This window comes from Lacrimispora sphenoides (assembly GCF_900105215.1).
Classification (GTDB): Bacteria; Bacillota; Clostridia; order Lachnospirales; family Lachnospiraceae; genus Lacrimispora; species Lacrimispora sphenoides_A.
Genome location: NZ_FOIP01000002.1, coordinates 292,960 through 311,186 on the forward strand (window position 1 = coordinate 292,960; position 18,227 = coordinate 311,186).

The following is an 18,227-nucleotide window of genomic DNA, read 5'->3' on the forward strand; positions in this document are numbered from 1 at the left end:
TATAAAAAGGAGGGCTTTATATGAACAAGAAAATTAAAATTGTAACCATTGGAGGCGGTTCCAGTTACACTCCTGAATTAATGGAAGGGTTTATTAAGAGAAAAGACGACCTTCCCATAAAAGAAATCTGGCTGGTTGATATTGAAGCAGGAAAAGAAAAGCTTGAGATTGTCGGAAATTTGGCAAAGCGTATGGTGAAGGCAGCAGGACTTGACTGGGAGATCCACCTGACATTAGACCGGCGGGAAGCTCTTAAGGATGCAGATTTCGTCACGACTCAGTTTCGTGTCGGCCTGTTGGATGCACGTATCAAGGATGAAAGAATCCCATTATCCCACGGAATCCTGGGCCAGGAAACCAATGGCGCCGGAGGCATGTTCAAAGCGTTCCGTACCATTCCAGTTATTTTAGATATTGTAGAGGACATGAAAGAGTTGTGTCCCGATGCATGGCTTGTTAATTTTACAAATCCATCCGGCATGGTTACAGAAGCTGTTATGCGCTATGGCAACTGGAATAAGGTGGTAGGTCTATGCAATGTTCCCATTCTTTGCAGAAAGATTGCAGCAGGAGCTTTAAAGGAGAACGAGGAGAATCTGTTCTTCCGTTTTGGCGGCCTGAATCATTTTCACTGGCACAGGGTATGGGACAAAGCTGGCGGGGAAAGGACCAATGAGGTACTTGAAACGGCTTATACCAGTGTTGAAAATATGAAAAATGCGCTGAAAAGCTTTACAAGTGCAAATTCAGGAGTGCAGAACATTCCAAATATCTCGTTTTTACCGGAACAGATTTTAAATCTTGGAATTATTCCTTGTATGTACCACAGATATTATTATATTACAGATGACATGCTGAAGGAAGAATTGGAGGCCTTTGCAAAGGGTGAGACCCGCGCCGAACTTGTAAAACGTACGGAGGCTGAATTGTTTGAACTGTATAAGGATCCGAATCTGAGCATTAAACCGCCGCAGTTAGAAAAGCGGGGCGGAGCTTTTTATTCTGATGCTGCCTGCGAATTAATTAATTCTATCTATAATGATAAGCGTACTCACATGGTAGTCAGCACGAGAAATAATGGAGCTATTTCAGATCTGCCCGATGACGTGGTAGTGGAAGTAAGCAGCATCATAACATCAGGCGGCCCGGTTCCGATCTCCTGGGGTTCCTTTGAACCTTCCTGCAGAGGACTGCTGCAGTTAATGAAAGATATGGAATTAACTACCATTAAGGCAGCGGTAACCGGTGATTACGGAACTGCCCAACAGGCATTTACCATAAATCCTCTGGTTCCCAGCGGCAAAATTGCCAAGACGGTTTTGGATGAATTATTAGTCGCTCATAAGGAGCATTTACCTCAGTTTAAAGAGACGATTGATCGTTTGGAAGCTAAGAACAGCTAAGTTTCCGCTTATTTTTAGTACTTCCTGCTGTATAAGGAGTCATTGCATGCTAAGTTAGCTGCAATGACTCCTTTTGATGGTTAAAGATACCCTGTTCATTGAAAATACACCCCTTTTATGTTAATATAAAAAAGACAACTTACAGCTGTAATTGGAATATCAGATTTTAAACGAATCATAAACATAGCGGATTGCGAATATCCGCTTGACTTAATAAATATAAAAGGCGGTAGCGGAATATGATGATGTTTTCCAATCAGGTACTGAACCAGTTTAGTGAACTTGATTATGAGGTTTATAATTTCATATTGAAAAACAATGAGAAGATTCCTTATATGACCATTCGGGAATTTGCAAACGAGGCCCATGTTTCCACAACGACCATTACCCGGTTCTGCAGGAAAGTAAACTGCAATGGATTTTCCGAGTTTAAGATCAGATATAAGATGGAGAAGGAGGGTACAAAGACAATTAAACAGGGATTCGATTCCAGCTCTATTTTAGATTTTTTCCAAAGGATCGAGACAGAATCTTTTCATGAACAGCTTAAGTCTATCGCCAATATTATCGCAGAAAAGAAACAGATCATTTTTCTGGGAATAGGCAATTCAGGAATTATTGCAGAGTATGCCAGCCGGTATTTCTGTAATATCGGGATATTTGCCACAGGGATAAATAATCCCATGTTTCCAATTAATCTGGAGTTTCCAAAGGAAAGCATTATTATCATTCTTTCCGTGGAGGGAGAAACGGACATACTCATTGAGAATTCAGAGATCATTAAGCAGTGCAACAGTACGGTAGTATCGATTACCAACAGTAAAAGCAGTACATTGGCCAAGATTTCTGATTACAATATCTCTTATTATATCCAGAGAGAGCGGACGGTCTATAAGAAGATGAAGGTGGATATAACCTCCCAGTTGCCGGCTGTATATATTGTAGAGGCTTTGGCAAAGTTGGCGGTGCAGAGAAAACAGGGTTAAGAAGTGGTAAAGAAAACTTAACATGAAATAGATTCAGGATAGGGATTTGCTTGTATATCACCACAGGCGATCCCATTTTTTTTGGGATAATTGCATTGAATACCGATGGAATGCTCTTATAAGAGGGCATTATCACCGGTATTTTCACAATGTGCCTATGATTTTTTGTCTCTGGCTTGTACTGGATGAATTACCAGTAATGTGCCGAATCTTAACGAAAAAATAATTGACACATCGTTTAATCGGATGTAGAATGATAAACATTGAAAATTGTTAACATTGTTAAGTGAAGAAAATAGGGGGGTTTTATAGTGAAGGATGGACAGGAAGAGTACATAAAGAAGTTTAAAACGGAATTAGCGATGATGATGGGAAGAAAGCAAAGCCTCCATAGAAACTGTATTCCGGAAGGCGTCACGCGCAGCGAATTCTTTGCACTGCATCAAATATGGACCGGTATGAATGAGAATCCGGAAAAGAAGGGGATTCATGTATCTGATTTGGCCAAGAGGATGAATATTGCATTGTCAGCAACATCCCGGATGCTGAATTCACTGGAGGAAAGGGGCTTGATATACAGAGAAATAGATCCCAAAAGCCGCAGAAATATCTGTGTTTCCTTAACGGAAAATGGAGAAAAACTATGGAAGAAGTGCTCGGGAGGTATGAGTGACCTTCTGGAGCGGGTAGTTATTGGAATGGGAGAAGAGGATGCATGTAAATTAATTGAATTATGGAAAAAGTTTACAGAACTAATGGAAAAAGAAGTGGATTTACTGATGAAAGAAAAGGATATGTGAGGAATAAAGTAGATTGCAGAGGATAAAGACAGATTTAGAAAAGACAGACAGATCTACAAAACGTTTGAAAGAAAGTATTAGAGATGAAAGGAAAGGAGGGAATAAATGTGAAAATATTTTTTCGGTATTTTAAACCATATATTTTATTTTTAGCAGTGTCTGTAGCACTGTTATATAGTCAGGCTACTTGTGACTTATCACTTCCTGATTTCATGTCTGATATTGTAAATAAAGGAATTACAACGGGCAACACCTCTTACATTCTGAAAGTGGGATTTCAAATGTTAGGCATTGCCCTTATTAGTGCCTGTTGTACGATTTTAGTAGGTTTCATCGCCGCCAGAATTGCGGCCGGTGTCAGTCGGGATTTGCGCCAGGACATTTTCGCGAAGATAGAGAGCTTTTCCAATACAGAGCTGGAAAAATACTCTACCTCTTCCCTGATCACAAGGACAACAAACGATATTACCCAGATCCAGCAGTTGATTGTTATGGTGATCCGAATTGTATTTTACGCTCCGATCATGGGAGTTGGAGGCGTGATCCATGCACTGGACAAAAACAAATCAATGTCATGGATTATTGCACTTTCCGTGGCGTTATTGTTAGTAGTGGTTTTTAGTATGCTTGCGGTTGTTATGCCAAGTTTTCAATTTGTTCAAAAGCTCATTGACCGATTAAACCTGGTAGTAAGAGAAAGCCTGGAAGGAACACTGGTGATCAGGGCATTTAACACCCAGCGTTTTGAGGAAAAACGGTTTGAAAAGGTGAATGCAAGGCTGACTGAGACAAATTTGTTTGTCAATAGAGTCACCTCCGGTATGATGCCGGCCATGATGCTGATTATGAATCTGACCAATCTTCTGATCATATGGGTAGGGTCAAAGGCAGTATCCTCCTTCCGTATGGAGGTGGGAGATATGATGGCTTATATGCAGTACGTTATGCAGATCATCATGGCATTTTTGATGATGACCATGATGTTTATTATGATCCCGAGAGCGATCGTTTCCATCAGGCGTGTTGTTGAAGTGCTTCAGACGGAGGCCTCCATTGCAGATCCCATGGTTGCGGCTGATATTCCTAAATCTCCCAAAGGGGTTGTGGAATACCGGGATGTATCGTTCCGGTATCCGGATGCAGATGAGGATGTGTTACATAACATTACGTTTACGGCAATGCCGGGACGTACCACGGCATTTATCGGCGCTACGGGAAGCGGAAAAAGCACATTAGTGAACTTACTTCCCAGATTCTATGATGTGACGTCAGGAGAAATCCTGATTGACGGAATAAATATCAAGGATTGGCCCATTCACCAATTACGGGGGATAATCGGATTTGTTCCCCAAAAAGGGATCCTATTTTCAGGGACAATTGAAAGCAACCTGATGTATGGAGACCGGAAGGCCACCAAGGAACAGATAGAAGAGGCTGCACAAACAGCTCAGGCTACAGAATTTATCCATTCCAAGGCGGATGGCTTAGAGTCCTCCATTGCCCAGGGAGGAGGAAATGTATCCGGCGGACAAAAACAGCGTCTTTCCATTGCCCGGGCACTTGTAAAAAGAGCTCCTGTTAACGTATTTGATGACAGCTTTTCCGCTCTGGATTTTAAAACAGATGCAAAGCTTCGGGCGGCCCTTCGTGAAAAAACCGGTGACAGCGCGATCTTTTTGGTGGCTCAGCGCATCAGTACAATCATGAATGCAGACCAGATCATTGTTTTGGAGCATGGAAGGATTGCCGGAAAAGGAACTCACCGGGAACTGATGAAAACCTGTGAGGTTTACCGGGAGATTGCATTGTCACAGCTTAGCGAGGAGGAATTGAAATGACAGAGAAAAAACCATCCAGTTCCCCCATGGGCCCAGGAGGCGGAATGCATAAACCGGAAAGTGCAAAGGACTTTAAAGGAACCATGCTGCACTTGGTCAATTATTTAAAGCCATATAAAAACTCTGTATTTATCGTAATTCTTTTTGCCAGCTGTTCCTCCGTATTTTCCATTGCAGGACCAAAGATTTTAGGAAAGGCCACGACAAAGCTGTTTGAAGGCCTGATTGCCTGGGCGATGGGGACCGGATTATTGACGGATTTCCGGTATATCCGAAACCGTCTGCTGCTTTTGGTTGTGCTTTATCTGATATCAGCTGCATTTTCTTACTTGCAGAGTTATATCATGTCCGGCATCAGCATGAAGGTCACTTATGAGCTCAGGAAAAATATTTCAGAGAAAATGAACCGTCTTCCCCTTAATTATTATGATACAAGAACTCATGGTGAGATTTTATCAAGGATCACCAATGATGTGGATACGGTGAGCCAGACATTGAATCAGAGTTTGACCCAGATCATCACCTCAGTGACTACACTGGTGGGAATCGTGATCATGATGATATCCATCAGCATCCGGATGACCTTGGTGGCTGTTTTGGTCCTTTTCGTTTCCATGGGCCTGATTATGGGTGTGGTAAAGAAATCCCAGAAATATTTCCAGAAGCAGCAGGAGAGCCTTGGATACTTAAACGGCCATATTGAAGAAATTTACAGCGGCCATAATGTGGTTCAGATATTTAACGGAGAACAGGAAGCAATTGAAAAATTCCGGACCATCAACCACAAATTATATGGGTCAGCCTGGAAATCCCAGTTTTTATCCGGTATGATGATGCCCATCATGACCTTTGTCAGCAACTTAGGCTATGTCGGTGTCTGTTTATTAGGCGGATATTTAACGGTAGAAAAGGTAATCGAGATTGGAGACGTTCAGGCATTTATCCAATACATGAGGTCCTTTATGCAGCCCATTTCCCAGATTGCCAACGTATCTAATACACTGCAGTCCACAGCAGCAGCAGCTGAGCGTGTATTTGAGTTTTTAGATGAGCAGGATGAGGTGCCGGAAAACGAGGCGCCGATCCAGCTGCAGGAGATCCAGGGAAATGTGGAATTTAAAAACGTTAATTTTGGTTATTCGCCCAATACAATGATCATCCACGATTTCTCTTCCGCCATAAATGCCGGCCAGATGGTCGCCATCGTAGGTCCCACTGGAGCGGGTAAAACAACGGTGGTGAAATTGCTGATGAGATTTTACGAATTAAATTCCGGTCATATTTTGATCGACGGTCATGACACCCTGGATTTTACAAGAGGGTACTTACGATCCATGTTCGGTATGGTGCTTCAGGAGACATGGCTTTATAATGCAACCGTTATGGATAATATCCGGTATGGAAATTTTGATAAGACAGATGAAGAAGTCATAGAGGCGGCAAAAGCGGCTCACTGTGATGAATTCATCCGGTCATTGCCGGGTGGCTATCACATGGTGATCAACGAGGAATCCAGTAACTTATCCCAGGGGCAAAAGCAGCTTTTGACGATTGCCAGGACGATTTTAGCGGATCCAAAGATCTTGATACTGGATGAAGCAACCAGTTCCATTGATACAAGAACAGAAGTCTTGATCCAAAAGGCCATGGGTAAATTAATGCAGGGCAGAACCAGCTTTGTAATCGCCCACCGCCTTTCCACCATTCGGGATGCAGACTTGATTCTGGTAATGAAGGACGGCGATATCATAGAACAGGGTAATCATGAATCGTTGTTGGAAAAGAAAGGCTTTTATGCAGATCTGTACCAAAGTCAGTTTGCAGATCAATAATAGAATGGAGAGAAAAAATATGCAGGAAAACAAACATATTAATATTGAGGATCAGGAAATAAAGACAGGAATAGGAAAACTAAAAAAGATCTTAGCTCCCCTGCTGATCATACTGGTGCTTGCCGGATGCGGAGTCGGATATTATATCTATGATTCCAGTGTCTCTTACTTTAAAACCGATAATGCAAAAGTAACGGCAAAGCTGTATTCCATAAAAGCAGTAGCAAGTGGTAAGCTTTTATCATGGGATGTGGAAAATGGGGATTTAGTAGAGCAGGATCAGGTGATGGGGCGGCAGGAGGTTCTTCCTTACATTAGTTCCCCCATTACAGGAACTGTGGTAAAAAATGACGGAGCCGTGAATCAGACGGTGGCTCTGGGATCAGAACTGGCGCAGGTAGCCGATACCTCAAATCTATACATAGGGGTAAATGTGGAAGAAACAGATATCATGAAGGTTCACTTAGGACAGCGGGTGGATGTGAAAATCGATGCATATCCCGGAAAAACCTTTAAGGGGCAGGTGACGGAGATCGACCCGGCCACTCAAACCTATTTTTCCGGTAATATGAGCTTTAACACCAGCGGGGAATATACAAAAGTGACGCAGCTGATACCAATTAAGGTGACGATTGAAAACGAAGAAGATCTTCCCCTTGTTTTTGGGATGAATGCATCTGTTAAAATACATCTGAAATGAAAAGGGCTTACAGGAGGTCGGAAAAGATGAGAAAATTGATCACAGGTTTTATGGCGACGGCAATGCTGGTGGGCCTTCTTACCGGATGTGCGGGAGAGAGTAAACAGACTGAGGTAACCGTAGCGGTAGCGAAATCAGGTAAGGATTTGTCCACCATGGTGTGGCAGGGAACCGTGGAAGCACTCAGCAGTGTTGACGTGATGCCAAACAGCAATGGAAAAATTATAGAGATCCCGGTAAAGCAAGGGGATCATATAAATGCAGGAGACGTTTTGTTCCAGGTAGATAATCAGGATGCAGGGCTTCAGCTGGAACAGGCAAAGGCAGGCTACCAGGCAGCAGAAGCCGCTTTTAAAAATGCAGAGAAGGCAAGCCAGCAAAATACAAGCGTAAGGCCGGCGGAAATTGCCTTTAATACAGCCAGAGATAATTTTAGCCGGATGGAAGCCTTATATTCCGGCGGAGCTATTTCCCAGGCAGAATATGAGGGTGCCAAAGCGCAGATGGATTCGGCGTCCGTACAGCTTCAGGCGGCAAGAAACGGGCAGACAGGCAATTATGAGGTCACAAAGGCCCAGATGGACAGCGCCAGGGCTGCACTGGATATTGTGCAGAAAAAATATGATGACTGCACGGTTACATCACCCTTATCCGGAATGATAACAAATGTTTATGTGGAAGTTGGTCAAATGGTTTCCCCGCAGGTTAAGGCCATGGCGGTGATTGACGAGAGCGGCAAGAAGGTGAAGATTCAGGTGGCCGATATGGACATTGACCAGCTGAAAACAGGAATGCCTATGAATGTCAGCCTTCAGTCATTGGGTGAGAGCTGCCAGGGAACGATCTCCGAGATATCTGCAGTCAGCAATGCTTCCACAGGGATGTTCACGGTAACCGTACAGCTGGAAGAGGCAAGCAAGGTCAGCTATATCGGCATGACGGCGGATCTAAGGGTGTCCGATAATAAGGAAAATACTTCTGTATACATTCCGGCAAAGTGCATCCAGTCTGATGATTCCGGGTCTTTCGTTTATAAGGTTTCAAGTGGAACTGTGGAAAAGACGGCAGTCACAGAGGGGAAGAAAAAGAACGCTTATTATGAGGTATCCCAGGGATTGTCCGAAGGGGATGAAGTGGTAATGCAGAGCAGCAGTCCTTTGGAAGACGGAAAAAAGGTTCATGTACTGACTGTAAAGTAAGCTGGAATCGGGTAAAAGAACATAATAAAAGCACCGCCTTGTATATGCCTGGCCAGTTAAGCATGCATGTACAAGGCGGTGTCAGTTTATAGACGAATTATTATAAATCCTCAATGGAATCCTTCTCAAGATTTAACATTTCATGACATTTAGAACAGGGAAAGTTATTGGCGATGCAGATATCAACATTGCAGGTGGTCGTTTTATTTATGTATGATGCACCCCACTCCATAATTTGAGTCATTACGGGAATAAAGCTCTCCCCAATGCCCGTTATGGAATACTCTACTTTTGGCGGCACTTCCTTATATACTTCTCTATGAATGAGATTATCTCGTTCCAATTCTTTCAGTTGCTGCACCAGGACCCCGCGGGACACATCGGGTATAAGCTTTTGCAGCTCACCAAACCGTCTTGTTTTGCGGCTGACGATCCATAAAATAGTTAATTTCCATTTGCCCATCAATAAATTCTGCGTTACATTTACGGGACATAATTTGTTTGCATCAAATTTATCTGACATCAAATTCCGCTCCTTTTCTGATAGTCATATTTTTATGACTATGTCATAATCATATGCCTACTTGTAAAGCATATCTTATTGTCGTACTATTATATAGCAAAGAAAAACAGCAGTCAATCCCTACGAACATGGAGGATAAGTGAGTGAAAGAAGTTTATGAATTTTTAAAAAAGTGTGAAACATATTATATTGCAACCATGGATGGCGACCAGCCAAGGGTCCGCCCATTTGGCACAGTGGACATATTTGAAGACAAACTTTATATTCAAACCGGCAAGGTGAAAAAAGTATCAAAGCAGATTCATGCCAACCCGAAAATTGAAATTTCCGGTATGGCTGATGGGAAGTGGATCCGCATAGAAGCTGCTGCTATTGAGGATGACAGGGTGGAAGCAAGGCAGCATATGCTGGATGCTTACCCCATTCTGAAGAAAAATTATGGGGCTGATGATGGCAATACCGAGGTTTTTTATCTTAAAAATGCAACCGCAACGATCTCTTCTTTTACGGATGAGCCAAAGGTCATTCAATTTTAACGAAACTACCTGCCCGAATTGCCGTGGCCTTATGGTCAATGGAACCATCCAAGATACCGCTTCGTGCATGCCTGACTGCAAATTGACCGGGCGTGCACAAGGCGGTGTTTTTTTGCTTCCGGAGATTTTTTGGGGAGACTGGACTAACACCGTTTTTAATCACATATGCTTACCGGCTTCTATTATATCGTCTTTAAGCATTTCGTTCATACTCCCGGTACGGTAGCCCAATAAATCCAAGGTAATATATGTAAATCCAATTTCTTTAAACGCGCAATGGATTTTTTCGCGGTTGTCAGGGGAAAGCATGATAGAGAATCCATCCGCGTCTGTTTCGATTCGCGCAAGCTTGCCGTGATAGCGGACCCGCACCTGGCGAAAGCCCATATCTAAAAGAAACTGCTCTGCTTTATCGATCATTGTTAAACGCGGGTTGTTAATTTCCTCACCATAAGGGAAACGGGAGGAAAGGCAGGCAAAGGATTGCTTATTCCATGTCGGCAATTCCATTTCTTTTGAAAGCTGCCGGATTTCTTGTTTGCTCAATTCTGCATAGCGCAAAGGGCTTTTTACGTCCAGCTCCGCAACTGCAATCAAACCGGGACGATAGTCACCGTTATCATCCATATTAGAGCCTTCGGCGACATGGGCGATCCCGTGTTCTTTTGCGACCTTCCAGATTTTTGTGAACAATTCCTGTTTGCAAAGATAACAGCGGTTTGTGGGGTTTTTAGAAAACCCGTCTATCTCAAGTTCTTCAGAATCGCATATGATATGAGCAATCCCTTCTTTTTTGCAAAAAGCGGCTGCTTCGTCAAGCTCTCTCTTTGGGAAAGAGCATGAGCGGGCTGTAACGGCTATGACCTTATTGCCCAAAACATCATGAGCGCATTTTAATAAGAACGTAGAATCGACACCGCTGGAAAACGCGATTGCAACACTTCCTAAATCCTGCAGATAACCTTTTAGTTTTTCGTGTTTTTGTTTTGCCTCCATGATTCTTTATCCTCCTGATTATTGAGCTGTTAGGCAGTTTGGGATCCGGTTATGTAAAATCTCTTATTCTCCACAAAATAAAAAAGATGCCAAAAGACACTTGCGTTACTGCTGTCACGCAAGATACCTTCATGGCATCCGTTTGCTTTTATTGAAAGAATTGCAATCATACCTTCATGATATGAATTTCCATTATTTTACTACAAGCATAAGAATATGTCAATCTATGGGCCAGAGAAATGCTGATAAAAACGTTCCGTCCCCCAATGGGGAAGAAGGAGGCCGGGGATTTAGTTCCGGCATTTATTGCATTCATTGCATTCAAAGCATTCCAGGCATTCCATGTAATGCATATTGGCACACTCCCAGTCCACCACATTGAACCAGTTCTGAATGTATGCTTCCCGGTCATTGTAATGCATTAAGTAATAGGCATGTTCCCAAACGTCTATAGTAAGTACCGGACAAAGGTTTTGGACAATAGGAGTATCCTGATTTGCTGTAGTTATGATTTGAAGCTTGCAGTCTTGGTCTACAGCCAGCCATGCATATCCGGAACCAAAAACAGACAGTGCCTTTTCTTTAAACTCATAAAAAAAAGCCTCTACACACCCGAATTCGGCCACAATTGCATCATAGAGTTTTCCAGCCTGACAGCGTGTTTCGGAGTTTGAGATGCCGTTAAAATAAAAGATATGATTGAAAACGCCGCCTCCGTTATTCCGAATGGACCGCCGAATATCTTTTTTCAGACAGTCTACATTGCAGAGCAGCCTTTCCAGTGACCAGTTATGCAGGTCCGGACAGTCTTTTAAGGTTTCGTTAAGGTTGTTCACATAGGTTTGTAAGTGCCTGTCATGATGGAGACACATGGTCAGAGCGTCGATGCACGGCTCCAGTGCATCGTAAGCATATGGAAGGGGAGGATTTACAAATGGATAATGCTCGTTCATTCGATAGTTTCCTATTTCTGTCATTTGTATAATTATATTCAGAAAATATAAGCATGTGAGGGTAAAAATTAATTTGTTATTTTTTTATTTTAATGTTTGTCTGATAATTAGTGGATAACTTTCCTTGTTTCCCCGTTGTTTTTGGCGTCCATCCTGGAAGAAGTTCCGGAAAGTGGAAAAGTTTAGAAAATAATAAGAATTTTATACTTAAAAAAGTTATATCAGCCCGCTATAATAAAGAAAAAAGAAGTGTCAAGCACAGGAGGGAAACGGGCATGAATAGATTTAAGAGCAAAGTGGAAGAAACAGACGAAACTACAGAAATGGAGCAAATGTCTGATGAAGCCTTTGATAAAGAGTTAGAAAATCTTATGGAAGAGGAAAATACCGGCAAAAAGAAGAAAAAGAAAGGCTCAAGAAAAAAGTGGAGCAAAAAGAGAAAGATCATAACCATTGGAGCAGCGGCCATTGGGGCCTTTTTTATTGCCTTTAAAGTACTTGCAGGGGGCAGCGGCGTAGCATTACCGGTAACCGTTTCACCTCTGGCCAAGGGAGAGGTGGTTGATATGCTCTCAGTCAGCGGCCCCGTCCAGGGAACGGACAGCGTGGAAGTGGTATCCAATCTTCATGCGGAGATCCTGGAGCTTCCGGTAAAGGAAGGGGACAGGGTAGAAAAAGGGCAGGTTCTGGCATTACTTGATGACAAGGACGCAAAAAAAGAAGTGGACATTGCCCAGAACGCCTATGATCTGGCTGTCAGCACCTATCAGGATAAGCAGCTGGAAGCAGAGAACGGATATGCAAAGGCAAAGCAGGATTATGAAACAGCCAAGGCCAATTATAACCGGACACTGGCTCTTTACCAGGGAGGAAGCGCTTCCCAGGTGGAGCTTGAAGCTGCTTCTAATACCATGAACGACGCACAGAGGGAAGTAAGTACATATACATTAAAGAACGGAAGACCTGTGGCAAATGAGTCCTATGCCCTGCAGATCGAGAAAGAGGCCTTTGAACTGGAACAGAAGAAGGAAGCGCTTACGAATACCAAAGTTACCAGCCCCATTGCAGGAACCGTAGTAAGAGTTAACTGCAAGGTAGGCCGCTTTGCGGATAAAACCGACGATGACAAACCCATGTTCATTATCAACAACCTGGATGTACTGGAGATGAAGATCAATGTCAGCGAGTATTCCATCGGAAAGGTAGCCATCGGGCAGCCGGTGGAAATCAGCGCCGATATTTTAAGCGGTGAAACCGCAAGAGGTGAGGTCACCGCCATATCACCAACCGGTGAAGAGAAGGGGAATGGTTCCACGGAGAGAGTCATCCCGACCACCATACGGATCATTGATCAGAACACCCGGCTGATCGCAGGCATTACTGCCAAGGCGAAAATAGAGCTTCAAAAAGTGGAAAATGTATGGGTTGTCCCGATTTCCGCTGTTGTCCAGCAGCCGGATGGCAGCATAGCGATCGCTTGTGTAAAGGATAACACCGTATCATTCATTCCGGTGAAAACCGGGGTGGAGAGTGACATCCAGGCGGAAGTCATTCCAGAGGAAGAAGGGGCCTTAACAGAAGGGCTGCAGGTAATCGATGCTCCGTCCTCCATGCTTACAGAAGGAATGACAGTAACCGTGATTCCAACCGTTCAGTAAGGGGGAGGCAGTATGTGGAAAAAGAAAGAGAAACTTCCCGCTTGTGTAACAGAGAATGTTCGGGAAGATTTGATAAAGCTGGTGGATGTGGTGAAGGTTTATGATACCGGATCCATTAAAGTACTGGGGTTAAAGCGGGTGAACTTAACCATTAAACGAGGAGAGTTTGTAGCCATCATGGGGCAGTCCGGCTCGGGAAAATCAACGCTTATGAATATATTGGGATGCCTGGACCGGCCCACCATGGGACATTATTATCTTGACGGCATTGATACGGCAGAACTTTCTGCTGATGACTTATCGGCAATCAGAAACCGCAAGATAGGATTTGTATTCCAGTCCTTTAACTTAATTGCAAGGACTTCTGCCTTAAAGAATGTGGAACTTCCCATGACTTATGCCCATATTTCCAAAAAAACAAGGGAAGAACGTGCCATAATGCTTTTGGAACGGGTGGGTCTTGGACAAAGATACGAACATATGCCCAATGAGCTGTCCGGCGGACAGCGGCAGAGAGTAGCCATCGCCAGGGCTTTGGCCAATGAGCCGCCTCTCATTATGGCTGACGAACCTACGGGCAATCTGGATACCGCTTCCTCCGTGGAGATCATGGAGCTGTTCTCCCAGCTTCACCGGGAAGGCGCCACTGTGGTGTTAGTAACCCATGAAGAGAATATTGCTGCATTTGCAGGGCGTATCATACGGTTTCGGGATGGGCAGCTGGTCAGCGATTTACCCAATGTCCCTAAAAGTCAGGGACAGGAGGAGGCTGCTAATACGGAGAAAGAGGGGGCGCCATGCTGATAGAAAATATGAGTATGGCGCTTCACGCCATACGGTCCAATAAAATGAGGTCCTTTTTGACCATGCTGGGAATCATCATTGGTATTGGAGCAGTAATTGCTATTGTATCTGTAGGTGACAGTATGAAAAACCTGTTTTCCGATGCCTATAAGGATGTGGGCTTTAACCGGGCCGTTATCATGGTATCCTGGGATGTAACAGATTTCCGCATGACGGATTATTTTACCCGGGATGAGATGGACCGGGTCAGGGAAGTATACCAGGATAAAATTCAGTATATTGACAGCGATGCCAACACCGAGGCAGAGGCCGTCAATGGGCGCAGAAAGGTTAAGTATCAGTTCCAGGGAATTGACTCCAATTATTCCGATGTGCAGCCGCTGGATATTATTTACGGCAGAGCCCTCAATACTGCGGATATCAAAGGGGCGGCAAATCACGTGGTCCTGGAGGATAAGGGGGCAGTGCAGCTGTTCGGTACGGCGGACTGCGTGGGCAGAACCTTCCGCATGACCATAAATAAGGACACTCAGGAATACATGGTTGTGGGAGTCTATCATAAGGATATTTCTCCCATGATGGCCATGCTTTTGGGAAACGGGCAGACGCAGTCAGGATTTCTGCCATATACAGTTCTCACAAAATCCAATGATTACTTTCAGGATCTGAATTTTTATGTCCGGGATGGAGTAGATATGAAAGCATTCCTTGCAGAACTCACCCGGTACGTTGCAAAATTAAAGGGCCGTCCGGAATCGGAGATCCGGACCATGTCAGTGGTAGAGCAAATGGGTAGCGTGAATACCGGCCTTTCTGCCATGGCGGCAGCGGTAGGTGGAATTGCTGCCATCTCTTTGCTGGTAGGCGGAATCGGAATCATGAATATTATGATGGTTTCTGTCACAGAGCGGACGAGGGAGATCGGGATCCGAAAGGCCCTGGGCGCGAGGACAGGAGACATCATGATCCAGTTTTTAACGGAGTCTGCTTTTATGTCGGCCTGCGGAGGGATTATCGGCATCTTTCTTGGAGTAGGTCTCGTGAAAGCAGGAGGAGCCGCCTTTCAGATGACTGTGGTCGTCAGGCCAGCCGTAGTGATCATGGCTGTTGGCTTCTCGGCTCTTGTGGGTATTTTCTTTGGTCTTTATCCGGCTTCCAAGGCAGCTAAAAAGGATCCCATTGAAGCGTTAAGATATGAATAGGAGGGGAGAACATCATGCTGCTGGAAAATATGAGTATGGCAATTCATGCCATTAAGGCGAACAAGATGCGGTCCTTTCTGACCATGCTTGGAATCATTATAGGCATTGGGTCTGTAATTGCCATCGTGTCCATTGGTGATACCATGCGGTTCATGGTATCTGATCTCTATAAGAATGCGGGAGTTACCCTTGCCTATGTCTACGTCTGGCCAAAGGACGGCGGGGATATGAGGGATAGCGACTACTTTACTCTTGATGAAATGGACCGGCTGAAAGAAGTGTTCGGAGATGAAATCAGTTACATAGACAGCAATGCCAGCACAAAAGCAGAGGCCGTTGTCGGCCGCAATAAAGTCAAGTACCAGTTTGAAGGTATTTTCTCCAATTATCCTCAGGTCCAGAAGATCAATATTATCTATGGCCGTAATATAAACGAAGCCGATGTAAAAGGAAGAAAGAATAATGTTGTACTGGAGGCAAAGGGAGCAAAAGAGCTTTTTGGCACGGAAAATGCAGTGGGAAAGACATTCCGCACCACTATTTATGGCAATACGGACGATTATAATGTAGTGGGAGTCTACAGAGAGGACTTAAATCCCTTTGAGGCGATGATGGCGGGAACCAACGCTACCAGGGCCGGATATGTACCGGATTCTTTATTAACCTGGCCCAATGACAACATTTACGGTCTGCGTCTCTATGCAAAAGAAGGAACTGACATGAATGCATTTTCTGAAATGTTCACTTCCTATCTGGCAAAGAACAAGAACCGGAGCAAGGAAGATATCACCTTCTATTCGGTGTCCAGTGAAATGGGAAGTGCGGACACCATAATGGGCGGCTTATCTGCTGCTGTAGGCGGAATCGCAGCCATCTCCCTATTAGTTGGAGGGATCGGAATCATGAACATCATGCTGGTATCCGTTACGGAACGGACCCGGGAAATAGGGATTCGTAAGGCTTTAGGTGCTAAAACAAAGGATGTTTTGATCCAGTTTTTAACGGAATCCGCCATACTTTCCGCCCTGGGAGGAATCCTGGGTGTCGGCGTCGGCGGGGGGCTTGTGTTAGCAGGAGGAGCACTGTTTGGCATGAAGGTGGTCATAAAGCCGTCTGTCATCCTGATAGCAGTGGGATTTTCAGCTTTGGTAGGCTTATTTTTTGGTATTTATCCTGCTTCCAAGGCGGCAAAGGCTGATCCTATTGACGCACTGAGGTATGAATAATAAAAGAGCGCAGCACATCCGCTGCGCTCTTTCATTCATAACAGCGGCGTCCCGCAGTCTTCTGACTTTGCTGAAATCATTCATGATATACCAGAAATGATATAAAATAATAAAAATTCCGTAAACGGCTCGCAAAGTAAAAGGTTCTATGATATAATAGGGTGATATCTTATGGTTTAGTGAGGGAACTATATGCTTAGTGAAGAGAAAATAAAGATCATGACCAGCCTTGCAATGTTTGAAAAACACGAAGGAAAAAGGATATTTCCCATCAACCGGTACTTTAAAAGTGATTACATCAGCAGTAAGCTGTTCCGTTCTTTTTTCAGCTACACCCTGAGCTTTGTTTTATGTCTGGTTTTATGGGAATTATATGATATGGAACAGTTGCTGGGTACCATGGAGTTAAAGGGCCTGACGGCGGCCGGGATGCGAATTGGACTGATCTATCTCGTTGGACTGATCATTTACCTGGGAATCAGTGCTGCTGTATATATGAAGCGATACGAATATGCCAGCCGTGGTACAAAGGTATATTTGGCAAAATTAAAAAGGCTGGACAAGCGGTATGAGGGAAATACCAGACCTTTAAAAAGAACTAAGGGAGGACGAACATCATGATGAGCCTTCTTGTATTTAAAGAACGATTGAAAGAGTTTTATGCCAGGTATGAAATTTATATAACGCCTGTGATCAAATTTCTATTCAGTCTCCTGGCGTTTTCTCTGATGAATAAGAATATTGGCTTTATGACAAAGCTAACGGAGCCATACATTCCATTAGTACTGGCTCTGGTATGCTCTTTTTTGCCCTATGGAGCCATCTCCTTTCTGGCGGCATGCTTTATGCTTGCCCATCTGTCGGGAATTTCCCTTGAGATCACTCTGGTCATGGCTGTTTTTATTGTGGTGGCAGGACTTCTTTATTACGGATTCCAGCCGGGTGACAGTTATCTGCTGGTGCTGACCCCGGTATTTTTCCTGTTAAAGATCCCTTATGCGATCCCTTTGATCGTAGGGCTTTCAGGGAGCGCCATATCTGTGATACCGGTAAGCTGCGGTGTATTTATTTATTATACGCTTTTATATGTGAAGCAGAATGCAGGAGTGCTGACCAACGATATGTCGGTGGATGAAATCGTTAAATTCATGCAGCTCATGAAGGTTCTGCTGTCTAATAAGCTGATGCTTGTGATGGTTACGGCGTTTGCCCTTTCTCTTGTAGTGGTGGCGGTTACCCGTAGCTTATCCATGGATTATTCCTGGATCATTGCCATTGTGGCAGGTACCATTGCACAGCTTGGTGTAATTTTTGTGGGAGATATCGTTGCAGATGTATCGGTATCGGTTATCGGACTCCTGGTAGGAATCCTGTTTTCCATCGTAATTGCAGGGATTTATACATTTTTTGTCTTTGCAGTGGATTATTCCAGGACAGAATACGTACAATTTGAAGATGATGATTATTATTATTACGTCAAGGCAGTTCCTAAACTGACAGTCAGCGCGCCTGACGTGAAAGTTCAGAAAATCAATGCCAGAAAGCTCCAAAGGCCGCAGAGGTAGGAAAAT

17 protein-coding genes are annotated in these 18,227 nt (G+C 44.0%); 14 read left to right on the plus strand and 3 right to left on the minus strand.

The genetic code is table 11. The features are described 5' to 3' along the window. The first annotated feature begins 20 nt into the window (after positions 1-20). The 7 genes from BMW45_RS18055 (at position 21) to BMW45_RS18085 (ending at position 8,758) form a co-directional block, all read left to right on the plus strand. The gene (locus BMW45_RS18055; RefSeq protein ID WP_092247240.1) at positions 21-1,403 is read left to right on the plus strand and encodes a 6-phospho-beta-glucosidase; all 1,383 of its coding nucleotides are present in this window, start codon (positions 21-23) and stop codon (positions 1,401-1,403) included. 239 nt (positions 1,404-1,642) lie between these two features. Next, the gene (locus tag BMW45_RS18060; RefSeq protein WP_051515252.1) at positions 1,643-2,389 is read left to right on the plus strand and encodes a MurR/RpiR family transcriptional regulator; all 747 of its coding nucleotides are present in this window, start codon (positions 1,643-1,645) and stop codon (positions 2,387-2,389) included. Positions 2,390-2,700: 311 nt separating this feature from the next. Continuing rightward, positions 2,701-3,189: a MarR family winged helix-turn-helix transcriptional regulator gene (locus BMW45_RS18065; RefSeq protein ID WP_092247243.1), complete on the plus strand. Its 489-nt coding sequence runs from the start codon at positions 2,701-2,703 to the stop codon at positions 3,187-3,189. Positions 3,190-3,296: 107 nt separating this feature from the next. After that, positions 3,297-5,027: an ABC transporter ATP-binding protein gene (locus BMW45_RS18070; RefSeq protein ID WP_330390810.1), complete on the plus strand. Its 1,731-nt coding sequence runs from the start codon at positions 3,297-3,299 to the stop codon at positions 5,025-5,027. Continuing rightward, positions 5,024-6,859, plus strand: coding sequence for an ABC transporter ATP-binding protein (locus BMW45_RS18075; protein WP_092247248.1), 1,836 nt, complete (start codon positions 5,024-5,026; stop codon positions 6,857-6,859). Before BMW45_RS18070 ends, BMW45_RS18075 begins: the two co-directional genes overlap by 4 nt. Positions 6,860-6,878: 19 nt before the next feature. Then, on the plus strand, positions 6,879-7,559 hold the full coding sequence (locus tag BMW45_RS18080; RefSeq protein WP_092247251.1) for an efflux RND transporter periplasmic adaptor subunit: 681 nt from the start codon (positions 6,879-6,881) through the stop codon (positions 7,557-7,559). A gap of 26 nt (positions 7,560-7,585) precedes the next feature. After that, positions 7,586-8,758: an efflux RND transporter periplasmic adaptor subunit gene (locus tag BMW45_RS18085; protein ID WP_092247254.1), complete on the plus strand. Its 1,173-nt coding sequence runs from the start codon at positions 7,586-7,588 to the stop codon at positions 8,756-8,758. A 100-nt stretch (positions 8,759-8,858) separates the two neighbouring features. Here BMW45_RS18085 and BMW45_RS18090 read toward each other — a convergent pair whose 3' ends face one another. After that, positions 8,859-9,281, minus strand: coding sequence for a winged helix-turn-helix transcriptional regulator (locus BMW45_RS18090; RefSeq protein ID WP_054789796.1), 423 nt, complete (start codon positions 9,279-9,281; stop codon positions 8,859-8,861). 143 nt (positions 9,282-9,424) lie between these two features. Between BMW45_RS18090 and BMW45_RS18095 the strand changes: the two genes are divergently transcribed. Then, on the plus strand, positions 9,425-9,817 hold the full coding sequence (locus BMW45_RS18095) for a pyridoxamine 5'-phosphate oxidase family protein (RefSeq protein WP_025232031.1): 393 nt from the start codon (positions 9,425-9,427) through the stop codon (positions 9,815-9,817). 159 nt (positions 9,818-9,976) lie between these two features. Here BMW45_RS18095 and larE read toward each other — a convergent pair whose 3' ends face one another. Then, on the minus strand, positions 9,977-10,813 hold the full coding sequence (larE, locus tag BMW45_RS18100) for an ATP-dependent sacrificial sulfur transferase LarE (protein WP_207649105.1): 837 nt from the start codon (positions 10,811-10,813) through the stop codon (positions 9,977-9,979). A gap of 290 nt (positions 10,814-11,103) precedes the next feature. After that, positions 11,104-11,766, minus strand: coding sequence for a superoxide dismutase (locus BMW45_RS18105; protein ID WP_092247260.1), 663 nt, complete (start codon positions 11,764-11,766; stop codon positions 11,104-11,106). Positions 11,767-12,041: 275 nt separating this feature from the next. On the opposite strand from BMW45_RS18105, the gene BMW45_RS18110 reads away from it, so the two are divergent. From BMW45_RS18110 to BMW45_RS18135, 6 genes are all read left to right on the plus strand, one after another. After that, the gene (locus tag BMW45_RS18110; protein ID WP_092247263.1) at positions 12,042-13,424 is read left to right on the plus strand and encodes an efflux RND transporter periplasmic adaptor subunit; all 1,383 of its coding nucleotides are present in this window, start codon (positions 12,042-12,044) and stop codon (positions 13,422-13,424) included. Positions 13,425-13,436: 12 nt separating this feature from the next. After that, on the plus strand, positions 13,437-14,228 hold the full coding sequence (locus BMW45_RS18115) for an ABC transporter ATP-binding protein (RefSeq protein ID WP_092247266.1): 792 nt from the start codon (positions 13,437-13,439) through the stop codon (positions 14,226-14,228). Beyond that, positions 14,222-15,430: an ABC transporter permease gene (locus tag BMW45_RS18120; RefSeq protein ID WP_092247269.1), complete on the plus strand. Its 1,209-nt coding sequence runs from the start codon at positions 14,222-14,224 to the stop codon at positions 15,428-15,430. The genes BMW45_RS18115 and BMW45_RS18120 overlap by 7 nt, the downstream gene beginning before the upstream one ends. 14 nt (positions 15,431-15,444) lie before the next feature. Then, the gene (locus BMW45_RS18125; protein WP_092247272.1) at positions 15,445-16,656 is read left to right on the plus strand and encodes an ABC transporter permease; all 1,212 of its coding nucleotides are present in this window, start codon (positions 15,445-15,447) and stop codon (positions 16,654-16,656) included. 192 nt (positions 16,657-16,848) lie between these two features. Then, positions 16,849-17,277, plus strand: a complete 429-nt coding sequence (locus BMW45_RS18130) for a hypothetical protein (protein WP_092247275.1) — start codon at positions 16,849-16,851, stop codon at positions 17,275-17,277. Continuing rightward, positions 17,274-18,221: an ABC transporter permease gene (locus BMW45_RS18135; protein WP_092247278.1), complete on the plus strand. Its 948-nt coding sequence runs from the start codon at positions 17,274-17,276 to the stop codon at positions 18,219-18,221. The genes BMW45_RS18130 and BMW45_RS18135 overlap by 4 nt, the downstream gene beginning before the upstream one ends. Positions 18,222-18,227 lie beyond the last annotated feature (6 nt).